A 15,029-nucleotide genomic window follows, 5' to 3' on the forward strand; every position below is an offset into this window, starting at 1 on the left:
TAAGGTGCGCATTAATGCGCACCATTTCAATGACCGCACTGCGACAACTTAATCGTCGCCGTTCAACCCTGCGCGATTCAGCAGGAACTGCGACAGCAGCGGTACCGGACGACCGGTTGCGCCTTTGGCTTTACCGGAACGCCATGCGGTACCGGCGATATCCAGGTGCGCCCAGTTAAACTTACGCGCAAAGCGCGCGAGGAAACAGGCTGCAGTAATCGCACCGCCAGGACGGCCGCCAATGTTCGCCATATCAGCAAAATTGGATTCCAGCTGTTCCTGATACTCATCCGCCATCGGCAGACGCCAGGCACGGTCACCGGACTGCTCAGATGCGCTGATCAGCTCGTGCGCCAGCGGATTGTGGTTCGACATCAAACCGCTGACATGATGACCCAGCGCAATCACGCAGGCGCCAGTCAGCGTGGCGACGTCAATCACCACTTCTGGCTCGAAGCGTTCAACGTAGGTTAGCGCATCGCACAGCACCAGACGGCCTTCGGCATCGGTATTCAGCACTTCAACGGTTTGGCCTGACATGGTGGTTAACACGTCACCCGGACGCATTGATTTGCCATCTGGCATGTTTTCACAGCCCACCAGCACGCCCACCACGTTCAGCGGCAGATTCAGTTCCGCCACCATGCGCATCACGCCGTACACCGACGCCGCACCGCACATGTCGTACTTCATCTCATCCATCGCGTCGGCGGGTTTGATCGAGATACCGCCGGAATCGAAGGTTAACCCTTTGCCGACCAATACGATTGGACGTGCTTCAGGATCGTTATTGCCTTTGTATTCAATTACCGACATCAGCGATTCATTGTGGGAACCGGCACCGACCGCCAGATAGGCGTTCATACCCAATTCTTTCATCTGCTGTTCGCCGATAACGCGGGTGGTTACATTTTTGCTGTAGGCATCCGCCAGCTGACGCGCCTGCGACGCCAGATACGCGGCGTTACAAATATTTGGCGGCATATTGCTGAGGTCTTTAGCGGCTTTCACACCGGCAGCCACAGCTAAACCGTGCTGAATGGCACGTTCACCGCTGGTGAGTTCACGGCGGGTCGGCACGTTGAACACCAGTTTACGCAGCGGACGGCGCGGCTCGACTTTGTTGCTTTTCAGCTGATCAAAGTTGTAGAGCGCTTCTTTCGAGGTTTCGACCGCCTGACGCACTTTCCAGTAGGTATTGCGACCTTTGACGTGCAGTTCAGTCAGGAAACACACCGCTTCCATCGAGCCGGTGTCATTCAAGGTATTGATTGTTTTCTGAATCACCTGCTTGTACTGGCGCTCATCCAGCTCGCGCTCTTTACCGCAGCCGATCAGCAGGATGCGTTCGGAGAGGATATTCGGCACATGGTGCAGCAGCAGCGTTTGGCCCACTTTTCCTTCCAGTTCACCGCGGCGCAGCAGGGCGCTGATGTAGCCATCGCTGATTTTATCCAGCTGCTCAGCAATGGGTGACAAACGGCGCGGTTCGAAAACGCCAACAACAATGCAGGCGCTACGCTGTTTTTCCGGGCTACCGCTTTTTACACTGAACTCCATGCACTCTCCTGAATCTTAAAGACAACGGCCTAAGCTGTCGTTAGAATGTAGCGCGCTCGTAACTCATTAATTCGTTACGACGCCATGACAATTCAACGCCGGTAGTCATAATGAGTTGTGGTGACAAGTATGTTGTTTTTTCACCACGCTAACGCGTTCGTCATACTATTTTAGCTACGATGACGGCCATTGATGAAGAAAAATGGCTGATAAGCGTTGAAACTAGCGATTTTCCTGCAAAAAGACAAGTTATCACAGGCGTACTAAGCGTGATCATCATTAGATATCTGGTTCGGGAAACGCTCAAAAGCCAGCTGGCTATCCTCTTCATCCTGCTACTTATCTTCTTTTGCCAGAAGTTAGTGCGGATTTTGGGAGCTGCGGTGGATGGCGAAATTCCAACAAACTTAGTTCTAACATTGTTAGGACTTGGCGTGCCTGAAATGGCACAACTTATCCTGCCCCTAAGCCTGTTTCTGGCGATTTTAATGACCCTTGGGCGGCTGTACACCGAAAGTGAAATCACGGTGATGCATGCCTGCGGCCTGGGGAAAAGTGTGCTGATCAAAGCCGCGATGATTCTGATGCTGTTCACATCGATTGTGGCGGCGGTCAACGTCATTTGGTTAGGGCCATGGTCCTCACGTTATCAGCAGGAAGTGACGCAAAACGCCAAAGCGAACCCAGGCGCGGCCGCGCTGGCAGCTGGACAGTTCCAGACCTCCAGCGACGGTAATGCGGTGCTGTTTGTCGAAGATGTGAAGGGCAACCATTTCGGTAACGTGTTCCTGGCGCAACTGCGTCCGAAAGGCAATGCACGTCCATCGGTGGTGCTGGCTGACAGCGGTCACATGGAGCAGCACAAAGATGGCTCGCAAGTGGTGACGCTGGATAAAGGCACGCGTTTTGAAGGCACGGCGATGCTGCGTGACTTCCGTATCACCGACTTTGTGAATTATCAGGCGCTGGTGGGCTACAAAGAAGCCACGCTCGATCCGAACGATGCCGATCAGGCGGATATCAGCACGCTGTTCCAGAACAAAACCCCGCAGTTCCAGGCGGAGCTGCACTGGCGCTTAACGCTGGTGTTTGCGGTGCTGATTATGGCGTTGATGGTGGTGCCGCTCAGCGTGGTGAACCCGCGTCAGGGCCGCGTGCTGTCGATGCTGCCTGCCATGCTGCTGTACCTGATCTTCTTCTTGCTGCAGAGTTCGCTGCGTTCCAACGCCGCGAAAGGCCGCTTCGATCCGGCCATCTGGATGTGGGTGGTGAACTTCTCCTATCTGGCGCTGGCGGTGCTGCTGAACCTGTGGGATACCGTGCCGATGCGTCGCATCCGTGCGCGCTTTAGCCGTGGAGGATCGGTCTGATGTTTAAGGTTCTTGACCGCTATATCGGCAAAACCATCTTCAACACCATCATGCTGACGCTGTTCATGCTGGTGTCGCTGTCGGGCATTATCAAGTTCGTTGATCAGCTGCGTAAAACCGGGCAGGGCGCATATACCGCGCTGGACGCCGGTTACTACACGCTGCTCAGCGTGCCGAAAGATATCGAAATCTTCTTCCCGATGGCGGCGCTGCTGGGCGCATTGCTGGGTTTGGGCACGCTGGCGCAGCGTAGCGAACTGGTGGTGATGCAGGCATCGGGCTTTACCCGCATGCAGGTGGCGCTGGCGGTGATGAAAACGGCGATTCCGCTGGTGCTGTTAACCATGGCGGTGGGCGAGTTTGTTGCGCCGCAGGGCGAACAGATGGCGCGTAACTACCGCGCACAGCAGCTTTACGGTGGCTCGCTGGTCTCGACGCAAAACGGTCTGTGGGCGAAGGACGGCAACGACTTCATCTACATCGAGCGCATCAAAGGTGATAACGAAATTGATGGCGTCAGCATCTACAAGTTCAGCGATCAACGCCGTTTGCTGAGTGTTCGCTATGCGGCGAGTGCTACCTGGAATGCGGATAAAAAGCTGTGGGCGCTGTCGCAGGTCGATGAATCGGATCTGCAAGACGCCAAACAGATTACCGGCTCGCAAACGCTGAGCGGCGAATGGAAAACCAACCTGACGCCCGATAAGCTTGGCGTGGTGGCGCTGGATCCGGACGCGCTGTCGATCACCGGCCTGTATAACTACAGTAAATACCTCAAGCAGAGCGGCCAGGTTTCAGGACGCTACCAGCTGAATATGTGGAGCAAAATCTTCCAGCCGCTCTCTGTCGCGGTGATGATGCTGATGGCGCTGTCGTTTATCTTTGGTCCGCTGCGTAGCGTATCAATGGGCGTGCGCGTGGTGACGGGTATCAGCTTTGGCTTCCTGTTCTACGTGCTGGATCAGATCTTTGGTCCGCTGAGTCTGGTCTACGGTTTGCCGCCGATTCTGGGTGCGATTTTGCCAAGCGGCGCGTTCTTCGCCATCAGCTTGTTCCTGCTGATGAAGCGCCGGTAATGTTGGGCGGTCGCCATAAATGGCGACCCTACAACACACATACACTCCGTAGGGTCGCCATTTATGGCGACCTTTTCAATTTCCGCAAAAAATCGTTCAATCTTCCAACGTCACCAATGCAATTCCTGCCTGCTGCCAGGCTTCGGCGTCTTCTGGTAACGCATCCATCACCAACATATCCACCTGATCGCTGCGCGCGAACTGTGCCAGCGAGGTATTTCCAAGCTTGCTGCTGTCACACACCACAATCACCTGGCTGGCGTGTTCGATAATGGTGCGCTTACTTTCCGCCAGCATAATGTCAGCGACGCAGGCACCTTGCTTGAGCGAAATACCATTAACCGCCATAAACGCTTTATCGACGTTGAGATGATCTATCATTTGTCGGCCAGCCGCGGGAATCACACAGTGATAGCCTTTCTTCACCATACCGCCGAGCAGCACCAATTGGATGCCGTTGGCTTCTTCCAGCACGCGGGCAATGGCGAAATCGTTGGTAATTACGGTCAGATTTTTACGTTCACGCAGATGATGCGCGATGTGCAGCGTAGTGGTGCCGGTATCCAATACGATGATGTCGCCGTCTTCCACCAATTTTGCAGCACGTTCGCCGACACGCGCTTTGGCATCAATATTCAGGCTTTGGCGTAGCTCCGAACCGATCTCAAAGCTGGCGCGGGTACGCAAAATCGCGCCGCCGTGGGTACGGGTGAGCTGGCCGGATTCCTCCATCAAACGCAGATCGGTACGAATGGTGGCCCCCGACACATTAAAGCGCTCACTCATTTCGCCAACCGAGATTTTGCGTTTCTCTTTCAGGATGGCGAGGATTTTTTCTTGTCTTTCCTCTAGATACATATCGGCCTCGAACGGGGGGAAACTGCCACACTCTAGCGCAGCTTCCGGGCGGCGTGAACTCCGCCCGGATAATTCACTCAGCGGGGAAGGGGGTGCAGAAACTCTACGCGTTCGCCATCGGGTCCGGCGATCATGAAGTAGCGGCTGCCCGCGGGATGATCGCACGGTCCTTCGACCAGCGGATAACCCAGCGTTTTCACCCAGTTTTCGGCAGAGGCGAGATCGTCCACTTGCCATGCCAGATGATCAATGCCGCTGTCTTCCGTGAGGCGCGCGTTGGTTTGCCACGGCAGCTGATACAGCTCCAGCATGATGCCTTGCTGCTGCAAAAACTGCACCAGAATGGTCCCGCGAGGCTCTGCAATCTCCAGATGGCGCTGCGGCTCAAATCCCAGCGACTGATAAAAGTCACGTGACGCGGCGATGTTTTGCGTGCGTAAGCCAATGTGCGCTAATGATTTAATCATCATTACACCCCTTTGCGCTGGCACCAGAAGCCGAAGAAGGCGACATAGATGAAGCACACCAGCGGGATGACAAAGGCGAATTGCATGTCGCCGCCATTCATATCCGACATAATGCCCATCACCAACGGAATCACCGCGCCGCCGATAATCGACATTACCACGATGGAACCGGCCAGCTGGGTTTCCGCGCCCATACCTTTGATGGTTAAGCCAAAGTTGGTCGGCCAGCACAGCGCCATACAGAAGTTGACTGCCATAATTGCGACTACCGCCGCCATGCTTTTTTCGCTCACCGCAAACAACAGCAGCGCCACACAGATAGAGCAGAAGATGCCGAGCAGCAGCGCTGGGCTATAACGTTTCATCAGCGCGGTGGTCACCACTTTACCGGCTGAGTAACACAGCAACGTGGCGATCAACCACCATGTGGCGGAGTGTTCACTGGTGCCATGTTCAATCAACTGCACGAAGCGAATGGTGAAGCTCCACAAGCCCACTTGCGCGCCAACGTAGAGGAACTGCGACAGCACGCCCATGCGGAAACGCGGAATCGACCACAGTTTCTTCAGCGATTGACCGAGCGGGACTTTTGGCGCGTCATCTTTAGCCGCCGGTTTACAGGCCGGGAATTTCACTGCCACAAACACCAGCGCCAGCACCACCAGAATCGAACCGATGATCAGGTACGGCGTGACCACTTGCGACACCATTTGCTGACGAATGCCATCAGCCACTTCAGCCGGCAATGCGGCCAGTTGATCGTGCGTCAGATCGTCTTTATTGAAGATCAGCTGCTGACCAATCACCACGCCCATAATCACGCCAACCGAGTTGAAGATCTGCGAAAAGTTGATGCGTTGGGTTGAGGTTTCCGCGGTACCGAGCAGGCTCGAATAGGTATTCGCCGAGGTTTCAAGGAACGACAATCCGCTGGCGATCACGCCCAAACAGCCAAGGAACGCGGCGTAGGTCATGACGTGCGCAGCCGGGATAAACAGGAAGCAGCCCGCGGCGTACAAACACAACCCAATGATAATCGCCACTTTGTACGAGTAACGTTTGATCACCGCCGCGGCAGGCAAGGCAACGAGGAAGTAGCCGAGGAAGAAGATCGACTGCACCAGTGCGGTTTGCGTATCGCTGAGGTTGAAGCCCTTTTTAAACTGGGCAATCAGGATGTCATTCAGGTTGCCTGCCATGCCCCACAAGGCAAACAGGCAGCACACCATCAGTAATTGCAGCCACGGCGTGGAAGATAAATACGCGCTGCGATCCAGCGTTTCGCCATGTGCACCAGCGACCTCATCCTGCTTCTTAATGGTTATTTCGCTCATGATCCCTGCTCCTCAAAACAGGCGGACGCAGCATCGAGACGATCCCAAAGCGGCTGAGCCTGCAAATAAAGTTGGTCGAAGATGTCGAACTGACGTTGGTAGGCATCGTGCAGACGTGCATCGGCCTGGATTTCAGCGGCAATCTGCACCATACGCTGCACGCCGTGGCCAAGATCGCTAAAGTGGCCGATGCCGGTGGCGGCGAGAATGGCGCTGCCCAGCGTGCCGTTTTCCTGATTAGCGGTTTGCAGCATCGGGCGGTTGTAGACCGACGCTTTGATGCTCAGCCACAGTTCACTGCGCGAACCGCCGCCTGAAGCGATGATGCTATCTGGCATGGTGCAACACTCGCTGAGCTGACGCAGATTGCGCCACGAAGCAAAGGCTACGCCTTCCAACACCGCGCGATACAGATGTCCCGCTTGGTGACGGCGCTGCAAACCAAACAGCTGCCCGCGTGAGTTGCACTTTTCGGCCAGACGCTCGCCGGTGAGATAAGGAAGGAACAGCAAGCCCTCTGCGCCCGGTTTGGTTTCGGCGGCAAGTCGAAGCATGTCTGGATGGGAATGCTGACCGCTGCCAAAGGCTTCGCGCGCCCAGCGCATCGCATCGCCACCGGCATCCAGTAAGGTAAATCCACCCCATGCGTTGTTGCTCAGATGCAAATTGTTCACTTGGGTGTGTAGCAACGGCGCATCGCTGACCACGGTAATTAAAGTGGATGTGCCGGTGCTGTCGGAGGCCTGGCCAGGCTTATACACGCCAGAGCCCAACAGGCTAGCGGCCATATCGGCGGTGCCTGCGACCACCGGAATGCCGGGTTGCAGGCCGGTTTCCCGTGCCGCTTGTGGGCTGATGCTGCCAATCACATCGCTGGCGGCGTGAATGGTCGGCAATAAATCAGCGCGCAGTTGGAAGTGATCTAGCGCGCGATTTGACCATTGGCGCGTGGCGCTGTCCATTAGGTAATAGCAGGAGGCTTCACTGTAATCAGTGGCGCGCACGCCGGTCAGCTGGAAGTTAATAAAATCTTTTGGCATCAACACGCTGGCGATGCGCGACCCGACGTCAGGATGGTGCTCACGAATCCATTGCAACTTGAACGCGGGCCAGGCCGGCGTCGGTGGATTATTCAGATGCTCAAGCCAAAACAGCGCATCTTCCTGCTCGCGGAAGGCAGCGACCTGCGACCAAGCGCGTTTGTCGTTCCACAGCAGCGCGCGGTCTTCGACCAAACGACCAGCGCTATCCAGCAGTACCGTGCCGTGCATCTGCCCGCAGGCTGCAACGGCGGCAATCTGCGTCATCTCAGCGGCAAAGCGCGTATTTAATTCCCGGATGCCGTCGCAAACAGAGTTCCACCACAGCGATGGGGCTTGTTCAACCCAGCCGGGCTGCGGGCTTGTCTGTAAATATTCACGTTGGGCAAAACCGACGATGTCGCCGTCGGTAGTAACAAGAGCAGCACGCGTGCTGCCCGTGCCAATGTCGAGGGTAAGAAGGTATTTTTTCATTATTCACTCCATATCACGCCGGAGAGTTGCAGCGTTTTAACTTAGTTCTGCGCCAGTTCCGGGAACAGCGACGGATCTTGTTCCAGCTGGGCCAGCACTTTTTCGGTGGCGCTGGCGCTCATGCCAAAGCGGCGCACGCCAAGACGATACAGGGTGCGGATGGTGTCGAGATCGCGGATGCCGCCCGATCCTTTAATGCGCAAACGGCCTTTGAGCTGATCGGCGATGATCGCCACTTTCTCTTCGGTTGCGCCGGTCGGTGCCCAGCCGGTAGAGGTTTTGATCCACTTCATGCCCGCTTCTACCGCGATGTCGCATACGCGGCGGATCTGCTCTTCATTGAGATAATGGGTTTCGAGGATCACTTTGGCTTCGATGGGAGCTGCTGCTTCAACTACGCGTTGCAGATCCTGTTTCACTTCATCAAAACGGCCGGACAACACTTTGCCGATGTTAACTACCATGTCGACCTCACGCGCACCGTCGCAAATCAGCTGACGTACTTCCTGCACCTTGGTGTCGGTAGCGTGGCCGCCGCTTGGGAAACCAACCGGCCCGCCGATCATGATCTCACCGCGGCCTTGTTCCGGTAGCAGCGTGCTCAAAAAGCGCGTCCAGCACGGCAACACGTGGATGGCGATGATGTTGTAGCGGATCGCCAGCTCGGCACATTGGCGGATATCAGCTTCGGTATTGGTGGCCTGCACCGCGCTGAGGTCGATCATGCGCGCCATTTGTTGGGTGATGCGATTCATTTTCTCTTCCTTTCAATTAACATGACAATGTGACAGTAAATGAAAGTTAAAGTGAAAGTAATCGCGATCTGTGGATTTTGTGATCTATGAAGTGAAAATAGATGAAAGCAAGTGATGGTGTTTGCATCATAAGGTCACCATAAATGGCGACCCTACAACGCATGTGCGCCCCTGTAGGGTCGCCATTTATGGTGACCTGACTAATGCAACTGCTGAATCAACCCTGGCAATTGTGAAAGCAAATACAAAATCAGCCCAATTGTCCCGCCAACCAGCGTGCCGTTAATGCGGATAAACTGCAGGTCGCGGCCAATATTCAGCTCAATTTGCTGTGACATATCGCGGGCGTCCCAGCTTTTCACCGTATCGCTAATGTGGCGCGTCAGGAAGGCGGCAAACTCCGGCGCGACGCTACGTGCAGCGTCTTCCAGATGCTGATTCATGGAAGCGCGCAGCGCTTCATCGGCCGCCAGAGTTTCGCCCAGCCACAGCGCAGCCAGCCGGACGCGCTCCTGCACCCGCGAATCCTCGCTGCTCAGGTCGTCTTTCAGCCAGCCACGTAAATCCTGCCACAGCTCGCCAATGTAGCGATTGAAAGACTCATCTTCCTTCAGCCAGCTCTTGATGGTTTCGGCGCGTTCCGCCATCTCAGGATCGCTTTTCAGCCGCTCAATCAGGCGCTGCACCGCCCGGTCAAAGCCGAGACGTAACTCATGTCCCTGATCGAGCGCCACCTGATCGAGTATCGAATCCACCGCATTCGCCACCAAATCGGCGCTGTGCTCGCCAAGCCATTCGGTCGGCAACATTTTGGCTTTAATCGGATGCTCGCGCTTCAGCCAGCGCACAATCTGCGCGGCGATAAACTCGCGCGTACCGGGCTTGTGCAGCAGGCGCAGCAGCTGTTGTACCGCCGCATCCAGCAGCTCCTGATGACGATTATTTTTCGTCAGGCTATCCAGCAGCAGCGCGCTGGATTGGGTGAGATCGACCTTATCCAACGCGCGATGCACCGCACGGCGCAGAAAACGCTGAATGCGTTGATCATCGGTGAGATCGAGAAAACCGCGCATCACCTGCAACAGATGGCGGCCAATACGATCGGCGTTGCCCGGCGTGTTCAGCCACTGCGCCAGCATCTGCGATGGATCGTGGCGGCGAATCAGCGCCAGCAGCGAATCGGTATCAAGGAATTTCTCCTGCACGAAGCGACCCAAATTCTCGCCAATGCGATCTTTATTGCGCGGAATAATCGCAGTATGACGCGAGATAAACGGCACCGGCACGCGGCGGAACAGCGCCACCACGGCGAACCAGTCGGCTAATGCGCCGACCATCGCCGCTTCGGCAATCGCCTTCAGCCCGAGTACCCAAAAGTTGGGGGGCAAAAACAGCGTTACCACAAAAGTCGCTGCCGCAATCAGCAGCAGCGACAGCGCCAGACGTTTGCTGCGCTTGAGTTGTTGAAATTTATCCATAGCTCCTTAAATACCCTAAATAATTCGAGTTGCAGGAAGACATGCAGCCAACGCACCTGCGGCTTGAAGTATGACGGGTATTAGCGACGGCGGCCGCCTAATAGGCTACCTAATACACCGCGAATGATCTGATTGGTGACCTGACGCGCGGCACTTTTGGCCACGCTCTGCACCACGCCGTCACGCTTGCCGCCGCGCGGGCCGGTGCTGCCGAACAAGATGTCCTTCAGGCCGCCGAGAATACCGTCATCGACGGCAACGTTGTTGCCTTTGGCTTCTGGCGCATTGGCTTGCTGCGTGGTGGCCTGCACGCCTTTTTGCAGCATTTCGAACGCTGATTCGCGATCCACTTCAGTGTCGTATTTACCGTACAGCGGTGAGTTGTTAATCAGGCCGTTACGTTCATCCTGGCTTACCGGCCCCATGCGCGAGCCGGGCGCAATCACCATCGCCCGCTGCACCATTGATGGGCTGCCTTTTTCATCGAGGAAGGAGATCAGCGCTTCGCCGGTGCCGAGCGCCTGAATCGCCTCGACGGTATCAAACGCCGGATTGGCGCGCATGGTTTCGGCGGCGCTTTTTACCGCTTTCTGATCTTTCGGCGTAAAGGCGCGCAGCGCGTGCTGCACGCGGTTGCCGAGCTGGCCCAGCACGTTGTCGGGAATATCGGCGGGATTCTGCGTAACGAAATAGACGCCAACGCCTTTCGAACGGATTAGGCGAATCACCTGTTCCACTTTCTCCAGCAGCACCGGCGGCGCATCGGTAAACAGCAGATGCGCTTCATCGAAGAAGAACACCATTTTCGGCTTATCGAGATCGCCAGCTTCGGGCAAGTGCTCATACAGCTCGGCCAGCAGCCACAGCAGGCTGGTGGCGTAGAGTTTCGGCATTTGATAGAGCTTTTCCGCCGAGAGGATGTTGATAAAGCCTTTGCCGTTGCTGTCGCAGCGCATCCAGTCGCGGATATCCAGCATCGGCTCGCCAAAGAAGTGTTCAGCACCTTGCTGCTCCAGCGCCAGTAATCCGCGCTGAATCGCCCCAACGGATGCGCTGTTGATGTTGCCATATTGCGTCTGGAAGGCTTTGGCGTTGTCGCCGATGTACTGCGTCATGGCGCGCAGATCTTTGAAATCCAGCAGCAACAAGCCCTGATCGTCGGCGATGCGGAAGATGATTTGCAATACGCCCGATTGCACCTCGTTGAGGTTGAGCAGACGCGCCAGCAGCAGCGGGCCGAGATCGGAGACCGTGGCGCGTACCGGATGGCCTTGCTGACCAAAAATATCCCACACCATTACCGGATTTTTCTGCGCCTGCCAGTCGGTAACGCCAATTTTCGCCAGACGCGCCAGCAGCTTCTCTGAACCTTCACCCGCAGCGGAAATGCCGGTGAGATCGCCTTTCACATCGGCCATAAACACCGGCACGCCGATATCGGAGAAGGATTCCGCCAGCTTTTGCAGCGTGACGGTTTTGCCGGTGCCGGTGGCGCCAGTGATCAAACCGTGGCGGTTGGCCATGTTGGAGAGAAGATGCAGTTGAACGTCAGGCGTTTGGGCAATCAGTAACGGAGTGGTCATGATTTTTTCGCTCTCAGGCAATAGGTTATGCCAGAAAGGATAGCAAGCGGCGCGGTGTATCGCGTAATGTTTGTCAGTCGAGGTTCATAACGGTCGCCATGAATGGCGACCCTACGGTTTTGTAGGGTGCGCATTTATGCGCACCGAACAATAACGCTGAAATGAGATTACTTCTGCACCGTATCAAAAAACAGCAAACTCACGCCGATCCCTTGCTGCACATGATTCACGTTATTCCGCACCGCCACCTGCTGTGCGCCCTGCAGCGTCACTACGAACGGTGAGTTCTGTTGCACGGTTTTCTGCAAATCGGTATAGAGCGCACGGCGCTTAACGGCATCGCTTTCACCGGCTGCAGCACGGGTTTTCGCGCTCAGATCTGGAATATCCCAGCCGACGCGCCACGCCAGGGTTTTGGAACCGCCCGGCACGTTATACGCAAAAGCGCTGGCATTGGTGTTCGGATCGACATAGTCCGCGCCCCAATAGATGAAGATCGACTGGAAATCGCGACCGCGCATTTTGCTCCACAACTCGGATTCCGCCACCGGCTGCAACTCAATCTGCACATCAGCTTTGGCGAAGCTGGCCTGCAGCGCCTCTGCCACGTCAATGTAAGGCGGCTGATTGATCACCGTCAGCGCAAACCTGGTACCCGGCTTGATGCCGCCTTTGGCTAAAATCTCTTTGGCTTTCGCCACATCGTAGTGGAACGGTTGATCGTCCAGCGCGCCGTCAAAGCCCTGCGGCAGGAAGCTCTGATGAATGCGGTACTGACCTTTCAGCAAATCCTTCGAGATGGAATTGTAATCCACCAGCCAGCGCGCGGCTTGCCACAGCGCCGGATTGCCTAATGCCGGTTGCGCTTTGTCTTTGGTATTGAAACCGAGGTAGTAAACCAGGCTGGATGGGAAGGCTTCAATGCGCAGGTTTTTGTCGCTCTTAAGCGCATCAATCTGGTCCGGGCCAAGCTGGTACGCCACATCGACATCGCCTTGCTGAATCAGCAAACGACGCGCACCGGCATCCGCCACGCCTTTCAGTAAAATGCGTTTCAGCTTCGGCTGCGGCTTAGCTTGTTGGTTAGCGCTCAGCACCAGCGCCTGCTGCGGCACATATTGCTGAATGGTAAAGGCGCCGCTGCCGGCGGAGTTAGTATGCAGCCAGCCGTTGCCGAGATCGTTATTGGCAACATGTTGCTGCACGGTTTTGCTATCCACCACCGAGGCAACCGGCGCGGTCAGCAGACGTAGCGCCAGGTTTTGACCAATCTGCGCCGGCCACTGAATCTCCAGCTGATGGTCATTCAGCACTTTGAACTGGCTGGCGATGTTTTCCCTGGTCCAGCCAAATTCAGCGAGGATGAAAGAGGGCGCTTTGTTGAGCTGCACCGCGCGCGTCAGTGAGAAGATCACATCCTGCGCCGTCACCGGATTGCCGCTGGAGAAGTGTGCATCGGGTTGGATGTTGAACACTAAGCTGTGCGGCGTGCTGCCTTGTTGCCAGTTGGTGGCCAGCAGCGGTGCCAGTTTTTGTGGGTCATTACGATCCGCCTCCACTAACGTTTGGTAGATGTTGCGCTGCACGCTGTTACTGACGGTTTCGAAGCTTTCAGCGGGATCGAAGCTAATAATGCCGTCGAGCGGGACGGCGACGACAAGGGTATCTTTCGGTGTGGCGGCGTGCAGTGCAAAGCTGCTGCCCCATAAAGCGACGAGCAAAATCAGTGAGCGCATTATTATTGTCCTGAGTGATAGATAAATTCACTCTATCTCTGCCGTCGCGTTGGCAAAATGCCGGTTTGTTCTGAGCTGTGCCGGAAAATAACAATTGATTACCTTGAGGTATTATTACGTTTATTTTGTGCGCGACTTGTCATTTCCACGAAATAGATCGTTCATCTGCTGGTCAATAAAGTAAATAGGATGTTATAAATGAGAATAATTCTCTGGTATGGAAGTATGATTTTTTTTCATTGATTCATTTCTGCGATTATTTCTTTGCGCGATAATACCTGGTCAAATGCCCACTGATTAGTGCCAATATCCCATCAAATGTACGGTTAAAACCGTGTTTTTCGCCTCGAAAGCCTTTTACTAAGCCTTAACCTAAATTCAACATGATGATTGAATTTCATCAAAACACATCCTTAATTGAATTTTTACATTCAGAAATACCTATATCCCTAAGATTGCCAGGTTATTTACCGATTTATAAAGCTATTAACAAAAATAATTATCTTTCTTAGCAAGTGAGAGTCGTCGCGCCATGCTTCTAAATAAACCGACCACCAGACGTAAGTTTTTACTTGGGTCCCTTCTGGCTTTGCCATTAAGTGACCTGGTATTTAAGGGATTGACTGCGGCGCAAGCTGCGGAAATGGCAGCACCTGAGCTCGCCGACTATAAACCGATCTTTTTCAGTGCCGATGAGTGGCAATTTATTCTGGCCGCAGCCGATCGTCTGATCCCCGCCGGCGGCAAAGGTAAAGCGCCAGGTGCACTGGAAACCAACGTACCGATCTTTATCGATCAGCAGTTGCACAGCCCGGAGTTCGGGGCAGAGATCTACATGCAAGGTCCTTTCAACGTGCATGCGCCTGCCACCATGGGTTATCAAATCCCGTTCACGCCACAGCAGATGTACCAAACCGGTATCAAGCTGGTGAATCAATGGACGCAAAGCAACTTCCAGAAACCGTTCCATGAGCTGTCACTGGAAGAGAAAGATGCCGTCCTCACCAAAGTGAACAAAAACGACGGTATCGACTTCGCCGCGCTGGGCGAAGAGAACCTGAAAGCCTCGCAGTTCTTCGGCCAACTGCTTGCAGATACCAAACACGGCTACCTCGCTGACCCGATGTACGGCGGCAACAAAGGCATGAAAGCCTGGATTGCCATCGGCTTCCCGGGCGCACGCGCCAGCTTTACCGAATGGGTGAAGCAGCACAACGTGCCGTACCCGCTGGGACCGGTCAGCCTCTTGGGTGAAAGCGCGTAAGCACACCCCCCGTTTTTGGTATGTGAGACAGGAT

The 15,029-nt window shown here is 55.2% G+C and carries 12 protein-coding genes; 3 read left to right on the forward strand and 9 right to left on the reverse strand.

Features of this window, described 5'->3' with window-relative positions; translation table 11 throughout:
* Nucleotides 1-48: 48 nt before the first annotated feature.
* Nucleotides 49-1,560: a leucyl aminopeptidase gene (gene pepA / locus VIJ98_RS02665; RefSeq protein ID WP_256698304.1), complete on the reverse strand. Its 1,512-nt coding sequence runs from the start codon at nt 1,558-1,560 to the stop codon at nt 49-51.
* A 269-nt stretch (nt 1,561-1,829) separates the two neighbouring features.
* On the opposite strand from pepA, the gene lptF reads away from it, so the two are divergent.
* Both lptF and lptG read left to right on the forward strand, forming a co-directional pair.
* Nucleotides 1,830-2,930 (forward strand): LPS export ABC transporter permease LptF, encoded by a 1,101-nt coding sequence (lptF, locus tag VIJ98_RS02670; RefSeq protein ID WP_312663289.1) that lies wholly within the window; start codon nt 1,830-1,832, stop codon nt 2,928-2,930.
* Nucleotides 2,930-4,006, forward strand: a complete 1,077-nt coding sequence (lptG, locus tag VIJ98_RS02675) for an LPS export ABC transporter permease LptG (protein WP_008104239.1) — start codon at nt 2,930-2,932, stop codon at nt 4,004-4,006. Before lptF ends, lptG begins: the two co-directional genes overlap by 1 nt.
* A 96-nt stretch (nt 4,007-4,102) precedes the next feature.
* On the opposite strand, the gene VIJ98_RS02680 is transcribed toward lptG, so the two are convergent.
* From VIJ98_RS02680 to VIJ98_RS02715, 8 genes are all read right to left on the reverse strand, one after another.
* Nucleotides 4,103-4,864: a DeoR/GlpR family DNA-binding transcription regulator gene (locus VIJ98_RS02680; RefSeq protein WP_323272134.1), complete on the reverse strand. Its 762-nt coding sequence runs from the start codon at nt 4,862-4,864 to the stop codon at nt 4,103-4,105.
* Between the two features lie 77 nt (nt 4,865-4,941).
* Nucleotides 4,942-5,334: a VOC family protein gene (locus tag VIJ98_RS02685; protein ID WP_323272136.1), complete on the reverse strand. Its 393-nt coding sequence runs from the start codon at nt 5,332-5,334 to the stop codon at nt 4,942-4,944.
* Nucleotides 5,334-6,665 (reverse strand): L-fucose:H+ symporter permease, encoded by a 1,332-nt coding sequence (gene fucP / locus VIJ98_RS02690; RefSeq protein ID WP_323272138.1) that lies wholly within the window; start codon nt 6,663-6,665, stop codon nt 5,334-5,336. Before fucP ends, VIJ98_RS02685 begins: the two co-directional genes overlap by 1 nt.
* Nucleotides 6,662-8,179: an FGGY family carbohydrate kinase gene (locus VIJ98_RS02695; RefSeq protein WP_323272140.1), complete on the reverse strand. Its 1,518-nt coding sequence runs from the start codon at nt 8,177-8,179 to the stop codon at nt 6,662-6,664. Before VIJ98_RS02695 ends, fucP begins: the two co-directional genes overlap by 4 nt.
* Nucleotides 8,180-8,220: 41 nt before the next feature.
* Nucleotides 8,221-8,934, reverse strand: coding sequence for a deoxyribose-phosphate aldolase (gene deoC / locus VIJ98_RS02700; protein ID WP_323272142.1), 714 nt, complete (start codon nt 8,932-8,934; stop codon nt 8,221-8,223).
* A gap of 200 nt (nt 8,935-9,134) precedes the next feature.
* A complete protein-coding gene (locus VIJ98_RS02705) occupies nt 9,135-10,412 on the reverse strand; it encodes a DUF445 domain-containing protein (RefSeq protein WP_323272143.1) in 1,278 nt (425 codons plus the stop codon).
* 80 nt (nt 10,413-10,492) lie between these two features.
* Entirely contained in the window at nt 10,493-11,995 is a 1,503-nt protein-coding gene (locus tag VIJ98_RS02710) for a helicase HerA-like C-terminal domain-containing protein (RefSeq protein WP_179451911.1), read from the reverse strand.
* Nucleotides 11,996-12,162: 167 nt separating this feature from the next.
* The gene (locus tag VIJ98_RS02715) at nt 12,163-13,731 is read right to left on the reverse strand and encodes an ABC transporter substrate-binding protein (RefSeq protein WP_323272144.1); all 1,569 of its coding nucleotides are present in this window, start codon (nt 13,729-13,731) and stop codon (nt 12,163-12,165) included.
* A 532-nt stretch (nt 13,732-14,263) separates the two neighbouring features.
* On the opposite strand from VIJ98_RS02715, the gene VIJ98_RS02720 reads away from it, so the two are divergent.
* The gene (locus VIJ98_RS02720; RefSeq protein ID WP_008104229.1) at nt 14,264-14,995 is read left to right on the forward strand and encodes a gluconate 2-dehydrogenase subunit 3 family protein; all 732 of its coding nucleotides are present in this window, start codon (nt 14,264-14,266) and stop codon (nt 14,993-14,995) included.
* Nucleotides 14,996-15,029 lie beyond the last annotated feature (34 nt).

It is taken from the genome of Pantoea sp. S18 (assembly GCF_045689705.1).
Taxonomy (GTDB): Bacteria; Pseudomonadota; Gammaproteobacteria; order Enterobacterales; family Enterobacteriaceae; genus Pantoea; species Pantoea symbiotica.

Excerpts from the sequence above, each read along its gene's own strand:
- VIJ98_RS02720 (WP_008104229.1), top strand. The coding sequence starts at position 14,264 with ATGCTTCTAAATAAACCGACCACCAGACGTAAGTTTTTACTTGGGTCC.
- VIJ98_RS02680 (WP_323272134.1), bottom strand. The coding sequence starts at position 4,864 with ATGTATCTAGAGGAAAGACAAGAAAAAATCCTCGCCATCCTGAAAGAG.
- pepA (WP_256698304.1), bottom strand. The coding sequence starts at position 1,560 with ATGGAGTTCAGTGTAAAAAGCGGTAGCCCGGAAAAACAGCGTAGCGCC.
- fucP (WP_323272138.1), bottom strand. The coding sequence starts at position 6,665 with ATGAGCGAAATAACCATTAAGAAGCAGGATGAGGTCGCTGGTGCACAT.
- deoC (WP_323272142.1), bottom strand. The coding sequence starts at position 8,934 with ATGAATCGCATCACCCAACAAATGGCGCGCATGATCGACCTCAGCGCG.
- lptG (WP_008104239.1), top strand. The coding sequence starts at position 2,930 with ATGTTTAAGGTTCTTGACCGCTATATCGGCAAAACCATCTTCAACACC.
- VIJ98_RS02715 (WP_323272144.1), bottom strand. The coding sequence starts at position 13,731 with ATGCGCTCACTGATTTTGCTCGTCGCTTTATGGGGCAGCAGCTTTGCA.
- VIJ98_RS02685 (WP_323272136.1), bottom strand. The coding sequence starts at position 5,334 with ATGATGATTAAATCATTAGCGCACATTGGCTTACGCACGCAAAACATC.
- VIJ98_RS02710 (WP_179451911.1), bottom strand. The coding sequence starts at position 11,995 with ATGACCACTCCGTTACTGATTGCCCAAACGCCTGACGTTCAACTGCAT.
- VIJ98_RS02695 (WP_323272140.1), bottom strand. The coding sequence starts at position 8,179 with ATGAAAAAATACCTTCTTACCCTCGACATTGGCACGGGCAGCACGCGT.
- VIJ98_RS02705 (WP_323272143.1), bottom strand. The coding sequence starts at position 10,412 with ATGGATAAATTTCAACAACTCAAGCGCAGCAAACGTCTGGCGCTGTCG.